Origin of the sequence: Streptomyces europaeiscabiei, from assembly GCF_001550375.1 — a bacterium.
Taxonomy (GTDB): domain Bacteria; phylum Actinomycetota; class Actinomycetes; order Streptomycetales; family Streptomycetaceae; genus Streptomyces; species Streptomyces europaeiscabiei.
On the sequence record NZ_LRTR01000532.1, the window covers coordinates 14,425 to 27,496 of the forward strand.

Below are 13,072 nucleotides of genomic sequence, written 5' to 3' on the forward strand. Positions count from 1 at the left end.
CATGCGGATCGCGCGCCCACCGCGGCTCCTTGAGTTCCGCTCCGGCGGTCTCGCACCGATCATCGTGATCCTGGCGGTGTTGCTGATTCTGCTGACCGCCCGCCAACCGGACTTCCTCTCGCCGCCGTCGCTGATGTCCTTCCTCGGCCGCTCCGCGCCGATCGTCCTGCTCGCCGCCGGCCAGTACTTCGTGATCGTCTCCGGCGAGTTGGACCTGTCCGTCGGCTCTCTGGTCACCGCGCAGGTGGTCATCGCCGCCCGGCTGATCGACAGCGATCCGTCGGCCGGCTGGCCCGTCGTCGTGCTCCTGCTCGCGTTCGGCATCGCCGTCGGCCTCGTCAACGGCCTCGTCACCACGCGGCTGCGGGTGCCGTCGTTCATCACGACCCTCGGGATGTTCCTGATCCTCGTCGGTGCCGTGTACCTGTGGTCCAACGGTGCCCCGAAGGGCGGCCTCTCCGAGGAGTTCCGGCGGCTCGGTCGGTCGGGGTTCGAGGACGTGCCCGCGCTGGGCCGGATACCGTACGCCCTGGTCATCCTGCTGGCGGCGGCCGCTCTTGTGCTGGTGCTGACGCGTTCGGACTTCGGCCGCACCCTGGTCGCCGTCGGCGGCAACCCGCGGACCGCCGAGCTGAGCGGCGTGCGTGTGTGGCGCGCCAAGACCATGGCGTTCGTCCTCAGCGGACTCGCCGCCACACTCGCGGCGGTCCTCATCGGCGGGTACGGCGGAGTGTCGTTCCAGGCCGGTGCCGGCCTGGAGTTCGGCGCGATCACCGCGGCGGTCCTCGGCGGTGTCGCTCTGGGCGGGGGCCGCGGTTCGGTCGTCGGCGCGATGCTGGGCGCGCTGACCCTCGAGACGCTCTTCACGCTCATGAACTTCTACGGCGTCTCCGGCGCCCTCAAACCGACCGTACAGGGCGCGATCATCCTGTTCGCCGTGGCGGCGGCGTCCTTCCGTCTCCCGTCCAGATAAAGGGGATTCAGTGAGGCATTCCATGACGGTGCTGGCCGTGAGCACCTTACTGGTGCTGGCCGGCTGCGCCACCGACGAGCCCACCACCGGCGCATCGAGGTCGCCCTCCGCGGGCACCGGGTCGGGCACGGGGGAACAGTCGAAGTTCTTCGTGCAGGCCGACTACGACAAGCAGCTCGCGCTCCTGGACGCCGCGCCCACCGGGCCGGCCGACAAGCCCTGGGAACAGGCGCTCAACCCGGCGATGGTGGAGACCGCGAAGTTCACCAAGCCCGGACCGTACAAGATCTGTTTCTCCAACGCGGGGCTGAACAACCCCTGGCGCCAGGTCGGTTTCAAGACCATGCAGGCCGAGGTCGACACGCACCGCGGCCGGATCTCCGAGTTCGTCCACGTCGATGCCGAAGGCAAGGACCAGAAGCAGATCGCCGACATCAACGACCTGCTCGGCAAGGGCTGCCACGCGCTCATCGTCTCGCCGAACACCACCGCGACGCTCACCCCGGCCGTGGAGGCCGCCTGCCGGAAGGGCCTACCGGTCATCGTCTTCGACCGCGGCGTCGACACGACCTGCCCGGTGACGTTCATCAACCCGATCGGCGGCTACGGATTCGGCCACGTCGCGGCGGAGTTCGTCACCCAGAAGATGAAGCGCGGTGGCAAGGTGCTCGCGCTGCGCATCCTGCCCGGCGTCGACGTGCTGGAGACCCGTTGGTCCGCGGCGAAGGTCGCCTTCGACAAGGCGGGCGTCGACGTCGTCGGCGTCGAGTTCACCGACGGCGACCCGGCCAAGACGAAGAAGATCGTCAACGACTACATCCAGCGGTACGGCACGATCGACGGCGTCTGGATGGACGCCGGGGCGGTCGCGGGCGCGGCGGTCGAGGCGTTCGAGGACGCCGGCAAGCCCGTGCCGCCGATCAACGGCGAGGACCAGCTCGACTTCCTGAAGCTGTGGAAGGACAAGAAGCTCACGGCGATCGCCCCGACCTACCCGACCTACCAGTGGCGCACCCCGATCATCGCCGCCCTGAAGGTCCTTGACGGCGAGCAGGTGCCGAACCCGTGGAAGCTGCCTCAGCCGACCATCACCCAGGACAACCTGGACGAGTACGTCGACGCCACCATGCCGCCGCTGCACTACGCGATGTGCGGCTGCACCGACCTGCCCGGTTACCCGCGGCGCTGGAAGTAGTTCGGTGTACACCATCGGTGTCAACCCGTGGGTCTGGGCCTCGCCGGTCGACGACGAGGCCATGGCCGAGCTGGTACCGCGGATCGCGGCGTTCGGTTTCGACGCGGTCGAGCTGCCGATCGAGCAACCCGGCGACTGGGACCCGGCCCGCACCCGGGACCTGCTGGCGGCGTACGGCCTGCGCGCGGTCGGCGTCTGTGCGGTCACCTCGCCCGGACGTGACCTCGTGAACGCCCCGCCGGAGGTCGTCGCCTCCACCGTGGCGTACCTGCGGACGTGTGTGGACAGCGCGGTGGCCGTCGGCGCGCCCTGCGTCGGCGGCCCGGTCTACGCCGCGGTGGGGCGGACCTGGCGCATGTCACCGGTGGAGCGCGCGGCCTGCTACGCGGACGTCCGCCGCGCCCTGCGGCCGGTAGCCGACTACGCGGGGGAGCGGGGTGTGAGCATCGGCGTGGAGGCCCTCAACCGCTATGAGACGAGCGTCGTCAACACGGTCGAGCAGGCGGTGGAGCTGATCGACGGCCTGCCCGCGAACGTCGGTCTCATGATCGACACCTATCACATGAACATCGAGGAGGCCGACCCCTACGAGGCGCTCGGCACGGCTGGTCCGCACATCAAGCACGTCCAGGTCAGCGGCACCGACCGCGGCACCCCGGGGGCCGACCACTTCGACTGGCCACGCTTCCTCGCCCGCCTGGCCACGACGGGCTACGGCGGCGCGGTGTGCATCGAGTCGTTCACCGCGCAGAACGAGGCCATCGCTACCGCGGCCTCGATCTGGCGGCCGCTCGCCCCGTCGCAGGACACGCTCGCCCGTGACGGGCTGTCCTACCTCCGAACTGTCCTCCGCGGACTGGAAAACGCTCCCTTGACCGGGTGAAAGGGGTCGCTTTGGTTTCCGAACGACGTCGCACGTCATACGCATCGGCCCACGGGGAACCGCCCTACGGTCCGACCGGTCTGTGCACCGACCGCCGTACAACGCGCCGACAGTTCGGCGGTCGGCACCGAGCGAAGCGCAACGCCCACGCCCACGCCCGAACGTCGTGTCCCCTCCGCGAGCCCTCATCCCCGCACGCCGAGTAGCCCGGTCGCGCCGTCATCCCCTTCCGCCCGGGAACCGCCATAAGGAGAAAGCGTGTTCACCACTCTCAGTTGGATACGAAGGCGGCTTCTGGCCGGAGCCGCCACAGCCGGTTTGACCGCGACCGCCGTGATGGCGTTCCCCGCGCCCGCATCCGCGGCTCCCCTCACCGTGCACGTCTCGCCGTCCGGCACCGGCACCGACTGCTCCAGCGCGCAGCCGTGCTCACTGACAGCCGCGCAGGCGGCGGTGCGATCGCTCAACGACGCCATGTCGGACGACATCGTGGTGCAGTTGGCCGACGGCGTGTACCGGCTGGCCCAACCCTGGCGGCTGACGGCGGAGGACTCCGGTTCAGGCGGTCACACGGTCGTGTGGCGGGCCGCCCCGTCGGCGCGTCCGGTGATCACCGGTGCCCGGGCGGTCACCGACTGGTCGGTGGCCGACGCAGCCAGGAACATCTGGCGGGCCGACGTGCCCGAGGGTCTCGATGCCCGGCAGCTCCATGTCGACGGCGCCGTCGCCACCCGGGCACGCACGCAGGTGAACAGGGCCGATTTCACGGCCTCCAGCGCCGGAATGACGTTCTCGGGCGGTGCGCTGAGCTATCTGAACAACCTGGCCGACCAGAGCCGGATCGAGGTGGAGAGCGTCAACTCCTTCACCGACCGGTACTCGCCGGTGCAGAGCATCAGTGCGAACTTCATCACGATGCAGCAGCCGGCATGGAACAACAACAACTTCGGCTACGACACCCTCATGCGGCCACACCGGGCCGGTCCGTTCTACCTGTCCAACGCGTACGAGTTCTTGGACTCGCCCGGCGAGTGGTACCTCAACCCCACGGCCGGAGCCTTGTACTACATCCCCCTGGCCGGGCAGAACATGAGCACCGTCAGCGTGGAACTGCCGACGCTGCAGTCGCTGGTGAACGTCGGGGGCACGTACGGCGAGCCGGCGCACCACGTCACGTTCAGCGGGATCACCTTCACCGGTACGAGCTGGCTGGGCCCCAGCAGCAACCAGGGTTACGCAGACCAGCAGACCGGCGCGTACATCGCCGGCAACTGGAGCTGGCCGAGCTTCGACTCCTGCCACAACGGCTGCACGCAGTTCGAGGCCGCCCGGCCGCACTGGCGGCAGATGCCGGCCGCCGTGCAGATCTCCGCCGCCAACACCATCACCTTCAGCGACTCCAAGTTCGTCAACCTGGGCCAGACGGCCATCGGTATCGGCAACGACGCCAACGCCCACGCCAGCGGCGTCGGCCTGGGCGCCGGCAACATCACGGTGACCCGGTCGGAGATCGCCCGGAGCTCAGCCGGTGGCATCCTCGTGGGAGGCGTGCGTGCCGACGCCCACCACCCCAGCGACCAGCGCATGGTCAACAGGGACATCACGATCAGCAACAACCGCATCCACGACCTCGGGACGGACCACCGGGGCATCGTCTCTGTCCTGACCACGTACGTCACCAACAGCACCGTCGCCCAGAACGAGGTCTACAACATGCCGTACTCCGGCATGTCGATCGGGTACGGCTGGGGCGCCAACGACGCGGGCGGCAGCAACCACTACGCCAACCGCGGCCTGTACAACTACCAGCCGCGCTACACGACGCCGACCACCGCGTCCAACAACCGGCTCGTCGGCAACTACATCCACGATGTCATGCAGCAGATGAACGACGGTGGCTGCATCTACACGCTCGGATGGAACCCGAGCGCGACGATCAGCCGGAACCACTGCCTGCGGACCAACGGATACTTCGGGCTGTACTTCGACGAGGGCTCGAAGTACTACACGGCCACCAACAACGTCTTCGCCAACACCGGTACGTGGGCGACGGCCAACTACTGGGGTGGCGAGAACATGGGGAACTGGACCGTCACCAACAACTGGTCGACCAACGGCAGCACGAACGTGACCGACGGGGACCGCGGCAACGTGGTCTCCGGCAATGTCACGGTCACGAATGGCAACTGGCCTTCCGGTGCCCAGGACGTGATGGCGTCCGCCGGACCGCAGGACACCACCCCACCGCCGACAACGGCTCAGCAGATCGTGGGCGCGCAGTCGGGCCGCTGCCTGACCGTCCCCGGCTCCAGCACCACCAACGGCACCCAGACCCAACTCTGGGACTGCACCGGCGCGGCCGGCCAGACCTGGACCTACACCGCCGGCAAACAACTGACCGTCTCCGGCAACAAGTGCCTCGACGCCAGCGGACGCGGCACCACCAACGGCACCCCGGTCGTCATCTGGGACTGCAACGGCCAGAACAACCAACAGTGGAACGTCAACCCCAACGGCACCATCACCGGCGTCCAGTCCGGACTCTGCCTCGACGCCAACGCCGGCGGCACCGCCAACGGCACCAGGATCACCCTCTGGTCCTGCCACGGCGGCACCAACCAGCAGTGGGCACGGCGATAGCGGAATCAACGCCTGTCCGCTCCTTCGGGACAGGAGCGGATGTCGGCGGTGGGGCCCGAGTGGGTGCGGGCCCCACCGCGCCTCGGTGGATCTGTGGGCACGTGCTGAATGCGGCACGCCGCCGCCGGCCTCTGCCGGCCCCTCGCCCTCGTCGCGCGAGTCCCTGGACGCAATGCCGGTGGCTATGGCTCATTCCGGTCGTTCAGAGGGGTGTGCCAAGGCCCGGACAGCCCAAGTCGCAGACAGCACCAGCAGCGTCGTCGTCAACAACGCGATCGTGCTCGCGACGGCGTTCGGCCTGACCGGGGACGTCCGCTACCGCGACAGTGCCGTCCAGGCGACGGACTACCTCTTCGGCCAACGCCCTCAGCCACTCCTACGTGGCCGGTTGGGGCCAGAGAGCGGCCGGAACAGCACAGCGAATCTTCGCCAACCAGCTTGCTCCTGCCCTGCCGAACCCGCCGACGGGCTCGCTGGCCGGCGTCCCGAACGTCGAGCTGCAGGATCCGTCCCCCGGCGGGCTGCCGGCCGACTGCAAGCCGATGTTCTGCTGTGTCACTCGACCACATCGACTCGTGGTCGACGAACGAGGTGGCCCTCAACTGCCACCAGGAGATGACCACCTGCGCTGCGATGGCATCGGCCTCGCCCGCGGCAGGACCGTCAGTCGCCTCTAACGCCGCAGCCGGGTCGGCCCGCCCGGCCCGCTGCGGCGCACCACCCACGCCTCGGTGATGTGGGTGAACATCGCCTCGGCCGCGCCCTCGGGGTCGTGCGCTGCGATCCGCTCGTAGATGCGCCGATGGCCGTGGTTGGACGCGACGCAGAAGGCGCGGCCGGTTCGGCCCATGTAACGGGCGGAGTTGATGACCTGGCGCTCCAGCGAACGGACCACGGCACGCCCGATGCGGTTCCCCGACGCCTGCATGACGGTGTCGTGGAACGCCCGGTCCTCTTCCTGGTACGCAGCGGGGTCGTCGACGAGCTCATCCATCCGCTCCACCAGACCGCGTAGCCGGTCGATCACCTCGGTGTTCGCCAGGCGGGCGGCGACGTTGGCCATATCGGACTCCAGCGCGCGGCGGGTCGCGACGAGGTGATCGAGGATGGCCAGGCTCTCGTCCTCGGCGATGGTCGCGCCGAGGACCAGCTCGTCAAGCATGTTCCACATCGCCGACGGGGTGACCGTCGTGCCGGCGCCCTGGCGGACCTGCACCAGCCCCTTCTCCTGAAGCATCTTCACCGCCTCGCGGACCACGGTGCGGCTGACCGAGAAGGTCTCGCAGAGCACGGGCTCGGGGGGCAGCGGAGAACCGGACGGATGGACTCCACGGACGATCCGCTCCACCAGCTCAGCCGTGACCGCGGCGGCAAGATTCGCCGGGCGCCGACTCCAAGCGGGGGCCTCGGAGGCCTTTGCGGATGACTGCGGTACTGCCGTCATGACACCCCCCCGGGACCCGTGCCGTACCAAGGATGTTGGCCTACTGTACGGCATCCCTGTTGACGTCATACGTCATACGGGTTACATACGTCATACGAGTTGCGTTCCTCCTCAGCCTCAACTGCCGGACAGCCGGCCACCATCAGGAGAGTGGGGCAGCAATGAAGCAGCGAACACTGTGGTCGGCGACCCTGGTTGCCGGGCTCGTTGTCTTAGCCGGCTGCGGAAGCGCATCCGACCCGGATTCGGCGTCCGGTGGTGCGAAAGGCAAGCTCGTCGTCTGGGACTGGAAGTCCGGCGACGCCACAGCGTCCTCATACGTCAAGAAGGCCAAGGCCGACTTCGCCCAGCGGCATCCCGGCGTGACGGTCGAGTTCGTCGCGCAGCCGTTCGAGCAGTACTACACCCTGCTCGGGGCCGCCATCCAAGCCGGCAAGGGGCCGGACGTCATGCTCTTCAACGGCGGCGGGCAGATCCGTGACCGCGCGGACTCCCTTCTGCCGTTGGACGAGTACGTCCGTGATGACAGGAAACGGCTGGCCGGGTGGGAGGCCTTCAGCAAGGACAGCAAGACCTACGCCGCTCCGGTGACCTTGCAAGGTCACCCGATCTACTACAACAAGTCGCTCTACCGGAAGGCAGGGCTGGACCCGGAGCAGCCGGCCACTAGCTGGGACGAGTTCGTCGCCAACTGCCGGACCATCACCAAGGCGACCGGTGCCAGGTGCTTCGCGCAGGGCAACAAGGAAGGCATCGGTATCCAGTTCTTCCTGTCCGGGCTCGGCTCGGGCGTCCTGTCGCCCACGGAGTACGACGACTGGATCGCCGGCAAACGAGACTGGTCTTCGCCGGCGGTCAAGCGGGTCTTCTCGCTCTGGAAAGAGGCCAATGACAAAGGCCTGAACAACGACGGGGCGAACTCGACGGCGATGTTCAACGACGCGTTCGCGGTGTTCCAGTCCAACAAGGCCGCCCACGTCATCGGGTTGATGTCGGACATCGGGCACTGGAAGGACTTCGCCGAATTCCTCGACGCCGGCAATGTCGGCGTCATGAAGCCGCCGGTCGTCACGGCCGGCGCCACGCCGAGCCTTCCCTACGACGGCGGCATCGGCTACGGCGTCGCGAAGTGGACCAAGGACCCCAAGGTCGCCGCCGACCTGGTGCGCTCCCTGACCTCGACCGACGCACTGAAGTCGTTCTACGCCGACGCGGGCGCCATCGCGGCCGACCGCACCGTGGACGTCTCGAGCGGTGGACCGGCCGTCGCCACCATCGTGTCCGAGATCGACCGTGGCAAGCCCGCCCTGCACGTGGCCCTGTCGTCCAGGACTGTGGACCTGATGGGGCGGCTGTCTCAGCAACTGCTGAGCGGATCGGTCACGGTCGACGCGGCGGTCAAGCAGCTGGCGGCGTCCGACCAAGCGGGCTGAGGCCATGTCATCCGATGGTTCGTCGGTCCGCGCTGCTCAAGCAGGCCCGACCGACGGGGCGCGAGCAGGCGAGGCGGTAGGTGGCCGCGGCCCCGCGTCGAAATCTCCGCGAGTCCGCAGCGGCCGACGCGCCGAACGCCTCGCCCCCTACGTCCTGGTCGCTCCCGCTGTCCTGATCATCGTGGTGCTCCGGCTCTGGCCACTGGGACTGGGTGTCAACTTCTCCTTCACCGGTGACGGCGAAAGCAACGGTGCCACGGTGGGGCTCGACAACTACGCGGAGCTCATCGACGACCCGCTGTTCCGCACCGCGCTGCGCAACGTCGGACTGCTGGTGCTGCTGTTGCCGGTCGCGGTCGCGATCCCGGGACTGCTCGCTACCTTCATCTACCTGCGGGTGCCAGGACACCCGTTCTTCCGGAGCGTCTACTTCTTCCCGGCTGTGCTCTCACCGGTGATCGTCGGCGCGATCTTCAACCTGCTACTGGCCTTCGACGGTCCGCTGAACGACGTGCTCCGCGGCTCAGGGGTCGGCCCGGTCGACTGGCTCGGCGATCCCGACGTAGCCATGTTCGCCGTTGTCGGCGTGCACATCTGGGCGACGTCAGGAATGGCGCTGGTGGTGTTCCTGGCCGGGTTCGCGACCCTGGACTCCGCACTTCTGGACGCCGCCCGGGTCGACGGCGCCTCGCTCGCGCGGATGATCTGGCACGTCATCATCCCGGGTCTGTCCCGCACCATCCAGTTCGTCGTCGTCACCACGATGATCGGGATGCTGACCTCGATGTTCGGGCTGCTCTACGTCATGACCAGTGGTGGCCCGGAAGGGTCGACCTACCTGCCGGAGTACTACATCTGGGTCCAGCAGGGGCAGATGAGCCGCCCGGCGCTCGCGTCGGCCGCGTCCACAGTCCTCCTCCTCATCATGCTGGTCGTGGGCCTGCTGCAGGTCGGCCTGCTGCGCCGGGCGGGGAGGGAGGACTGATGTCTCGCCTGGGGCCGAGCAGGTGGCTGGTCGCCGTGCCGATGGTGCTCCTCGCCCTGGCGACGATCTACCCGCTGCTGTTCACCGCCAACGTCGCGATGAAGACCCGCCGGGAGTACATCCTCGACCGGTTCTCCCTGGCAAGCACTCTCCAGTGGGACAACCTCGGCACCGCGTGGAACAGCGTCGGCATGGGGCGGTACTTCCTCAACTCCGTGATCGTGGTGGCCTGCGCCGTGGCGCTGCTCCTGCTCATCGGGTCCATGGCCGGGTTCGCGCTGGCCCAGGTGCGGTTCCGTGGCTCGTCCACGCTGGCTCTGGTCTGCCTCGCGGCACTGTTCATCCCGTTCCAGGTGATCATGGTGCCGCTGGCAAGGATCATGGCCGACGGCGGTCTCATCGACACCTATCCGGGGCTGATCCTCGCCTACGTCGCGCAGTTCCTGCCGTTCACCGTCTTCCTGATGACGAGCTACTACCGGGCGGTGCCCACCGAGCTCGTCGACGCCGCACGGATCGACGGAAACACCCTGTACGGCGTCTACCGGCGAATCATGCTGCCGATGGGTGCTCCGGCACTGCTGTCGGTGGGCATCCTCGACGCGCTGTTCTGCTGGAACGACGTGCTCATCTCGCTGCTGATGATGCCGTCGGCCGACCATCGCACCCTGATGGTGGGCATCACCTCACTGCGCGGCCAGTACTCCGCCGACATCCCCACCTTCGCAGCCGGTGTCCTGATCGCCGGGCTACCCGTGTTGGTGACCTACCTGTTCCTGCAGCGCCAGATCGCCGACGGCGTGACGGCCGGCGCGACGAAGGGCTGACGCATGCGCATCACCGGGTACAGAACCCTGACGACGGCACAGCAATGGGGTCGACCTGTCGGTGACGCAAACGGCGTCCACGACGACGGCGTCGTGCCCGTGCCGGTCGTCATCGTCGAGACCGATGAGGGGATCACCGGAGTCGGCCTGGGACCGCACGTGGAAGCCGAGGTGATTTTCGCCGCCATCGACGGCCAGGACCCGCGCGCGGTGACCGCCCTCTACGACCGCATGCTGCGGCACACCTTCAAAGCCGGGCATGCCGGCGTGGTGTTCGGCACGATCGGTGCGTTCGACACGGCGTTGTGGGACATCAAGGCACAGGCCGTGGGTGAGCCGCTGTGGCGGTTGCTCGGCGGCAACGACCGCATGGTCCACGCCTACGCCTCCGGCCTGGACATCGGCCTCACCGACGACGAGCTCGTCGCCACCTACCAGGTCTATGCCGAACGCGGGCTGAGGGCGGCGAAGCTCAAGGGCGGCCTGGACATCGAGCGTGACCGGCACCGGCTGTTGCTCGTACGCGAGGTATTGGCCGAGGCCGCGCACGGGACCCGGCCAGGGCTCATGCTGGATGCGAACGAGTCCTGGAGCCGCAAGCAGGCGGTACGCCACGTCGGCGAATTGGAACGCACACTCGACCTGACCTGGATCGAGGAGCCGGTCCGGCGCTGGGACGCCGACGGCCTGGCCGCTGTCAGCCGTGGCGTACGGACGGCGGTCGCCAGTGGGGAGAACCTCACCGGCCTCGAGCAGTTCCGCCCGCTGATCGCGGCGGGAGGCGTCGACATCGTCCAGACGGCCGCGGTCTGGGGAGTCACCCACTTCCTGCGTGTCGCCGCGCTGGCGCACGCCTACGACCTGCCGGTCAGCCCGATCGGCAACACGCCTGTCGCGCTGCTGCACGCCGCGACGTCGGTGCCCAACCACCTCGTCAGCGAACTGCAGGGCCTGCAGCCGCCGATCGGCGTCGCGATGGACCTGCACGTCGAGGACGGTGCCTTTGTGCTCGGCGACACGCCGGGCCTGGGCATCCGGATCGACGAAACGGTGATGACCGCGGCCGCCCGTCAGCGAACGGCACACGCACCCGACGGACCGCACATACGGCCGGAGCAGGCCGGGCTGCGGCTGCTCGCGGTCACCCCTGAACCGTGCAGATCCACCGCGGAAGAGACGTTAGACACCATGGGGATGGAGGATCGATGAAAGCGGTTGTCCACCGCGGGGCCCGGACCCTCGAGATCGAGAGCCGGGTCACCGAGGCGCCGGCCCTGGCGAAGGAGTGGGGCGGGCGCGGCGTCAACGTCATCGCACCGGGCTGCATCGCCACCGACAACACCGAGGCGTTACGCGCGGACCCCCAGCACAACCAGGCGATCCTTGGCCGGATCCCGGCCGGTCGCTGGAGAGGCGCCGACGATCTCGCCGGGGCCACGGTGTTCCTCGCCTCCTCGGCGTCGGACCATGTCAACGGCATCGTTCTTCCCGTTGACGGCGGATGGCTGGGACGATGATGGGCTGCCATGCATTGCCAGCCGGCCGCGCCCGAGTCGATCGTGCGTGCGAACCCGAGGGTGGCGACGTGCGCGGCACCTGGGGCGGCCTTGCCCGAGTCAATGTGTACGGGCTCGTGATGCGAGCCGGCCGATCCGACGAGACGAGCCTGGTCGTCGCCGCACAGGCCGGCGATCCAAGAGCCCTCGACGACCTGGCCGCGACGTACCTGCCACTGGTATACGCGATCGTGCGCAGGGCACTGGGTGAGCTTGCGGACGTCGACGACGTGGTGCAGGAGACGATGCTGCGGGCACTTCCTGAGCTGCGCACGTTGCGCGCCCCGGAGTGCTTCCGGCCCTGGCTGGCCACGATCGCGACACGACAGATCAGCACCCATCTGCACCGGCGGCAGGCGGATGCCGAACGGACGGCCCCCCTCGACGAGATGACCGACTCGCCGGACGCCGACGCCGAGAACCTGGCCCTGATCCACGTCGAGCTGTCCGGTCATCGCCGAAAGACCGTACGCGCCAGTCGATGGCTCGACCCGGACGCCCGGGCGCTGCTGTCGTTGTGGTGGCTGGAGACCGCGGGCCGGCTGGCGAGGGCGGAGCTCGCGGCGGCGCTGGGAACGAGCGTGGCTCACGCGGGTGTGCGCGTCCAGCGGATGCGCAACCAGCTGGAGCTGAGCCGGTCACTCGTCGCCGCGCTGGAGGCCAGCCCCCGGTGCCCACAGCTGACCGCCGCGCTGGGAGGCTGGGACGGCGTACCGAGCACGCTGTGGCGTAAGCGCATCACCCGGCACACCCGATCCTGTGCGGACTGCGGCCGGGCCGCCGGCGAACTGGTACCCCTTGAGCGGCTGATCGTCGCCTTGGCGCTGCTCCCCGTCCCGCCGGCGCGGTCGGCCGCGGTGCTCGACAGACCTGCGCTCGCCGGGGCGACCGAGAACGCCGTCGTGATGGGAGCCGAGTCGGCCGAGATCGGCTCGGGGCCGGTTGCCGGCGTCAAGGCTGGGCTACTCGACCAACTCGCCTGAGGGCCGCTCGAGTCGACACCCAAGTCTTCGCGTTCGGTGACGGCGCCGTGCTTTTCGGCACTACGTCGACTGCGACTGTCCAAGCCGGCCGCTGATAACGAAAACTTCCGCGAATTACACGCGCACGTCACTCCAATTCGCCGCCTGAAAAGG

At 68.5% G+C, this 13,072-nt stretch carries 11 protein-coding genes; 10 read left to right on the plus strand and 1 reads right to left on the minus strand.

The window, feature by feature from the left end; translation table 11 throughout:
- Position 1: 1 nt before the first annotated feature.
- The 4 genes from AWZ10_RS26250 (at position 2) to AWZ10_RS26265 (ending at position 5,691) form a co-directional block, all read left to right on the plus strand.
- Positions 2 to 973, plus strand: coding sequence for an ABC transporter permease (locus AWZ10_RS26250; RefSeq protein WP_060892150.1), 972 nt, complete (start codon positions 2 to 4; stop codon positions 971 to 973).
- Between the two features lie 22 nt (positions 974 to 995).
- Positions 996 to 2,168 carry a substrate-binding domain-containing protein gene (locus tag AWZ10_RS26255; protein WP_060892151.1) on the plus strand — a complete coding sequence of 391 codons (1,173 nt, stop codon included), beginning with the start codon at positions 996 to 998 and terminating at the stop codon, positions 2,166 to 2,168.
- Positions 2,169 to 2,172: 4 nt separating this feature from the next.
- The gene (locus AWZ10_RS26260; RefSeq protein WP_060892152.1) at positions 2,173 to 3,051 is read left to right on the plus strand and encodes a sugar phosphate isomerase/epimerase family protein; all 879 of its coding nucleotides are present in this window, start codon (positions 2,173 to 2,175) and stop codon (positions 3,049 to 3,051) included.
- 336 nt (positions 3,052 to 3,387) lie between these two features.
- Complete coding sequence (locus tag AWZ10_RS26265; RefSeq protein WP_060892170.1) at positions 3,388 to 5,691, plus strand: RICIN domain-containing protein; 2,304 nt, start codon at positions 3,388 to 3,390, stop codon at positions 5,689 to 5,691.
- Between the two features lie 673 nt (positions 5,692 to 6,364).
- On the opposite strand, the gene AWZ10_RS26270 is transcribed toward AWZ10_RS26265, so the two are convergent.
- Positions 6,365 to 7,189, minus strand: coding sequence for a FadR/GntR family transcriptional regulator (locus AWZ10_RS26270; protein WP_341846099.1), 825 nt, complete (start codon positions 7,187 to 7,189; stop codon positions 6,365 to 6,367).
- Between the two features lie 107 nt (positions 7,190 to 7,296).
- Between AWZ10_RS26270 and AWZ10_RS26275 the strand changes: the two genes are divergently transcribed.
- From AWZ10_RS26275 to AWZ10_RS26300, 6 genes are all read left to right on the plus strand, one after another.
- Positions 7,297 to 8,568, plus strand: a complete 1,272-nt coding sequence (locus AWZ10_RS26275; protein WP_060892154.1) for an ABC transporter substrate-binding protein — start codon at positions 7,297 to 7,299, stop codon at positions 8,566 to 8,568.
- A gap of 184 nt (positions 8,569 to 8,752) precedes the next feature.
- The gene (locus AWZ10_RS26280) at positions 8,753 to 9,553 is read left to right on the plus strand and encodes a carbohydrate ABC transporter permease (protein WP_240439302.1); all 801 of its coding nucleotides are present in this window, start codon (positions 8,753 to 8,755) and stop codon (positions 9,551 to 9,553) included.
- Complete coding sequence (locus AWZ10_RS26285; RefSeq protein WP_046703437.1) at positions 9,553 to 10,380, plus strand: carbohydrate ABC transporter permease; 828 nt, start codon at positions 9,553 to 9,555, stop codon at positions 10,378 to 10,380. The genes AWZ10_RS26280 and AWZ10_RS26285 overlap by 1 nt, the downstream gene beginning before the upstream one ends.
- A 3-nt stretch (positions 10,381 to 10,383) precedes the next feature.
- Complete coding sequence (locus tag AWZ10_RS26290) at positions 10,384 to 11,589, plus strand: mandelate racemase/muconate lactonizing enzyme family protein (protein ID WP_046703436.1); 1,206 nt, start codon at positions 10,384 to 10,386, stop codon at positions 11,587 to 11,589.
- Entirely contained in the window at positions 11,586 to 11,897 is a 312-nt protein-coding gene (locus AWZ10_RS26295; RefSeq protein WP_046703435.1) for an SDR family oxidoreductase, read from the plus strand. The genes AWZ10_RS26290 and AWZ10_RS26295 overlap by 4 nt, the downstream gene beginning before the upstream one ends.
- 68 nt (positions 11,898 to 11,965) lie before the next feature.
- Entirely contained in the window at positions 11,966 to 12,919 is a 954-nt protein-coding gene (locus tag AWZ10_RS26300; RefSeq protein WP_244172550.1) for an RNA polymerase sigma factor, read from the plus strand.
- Positions 12,920 to 13,072 lie beyond the last annotated feature (153 nt).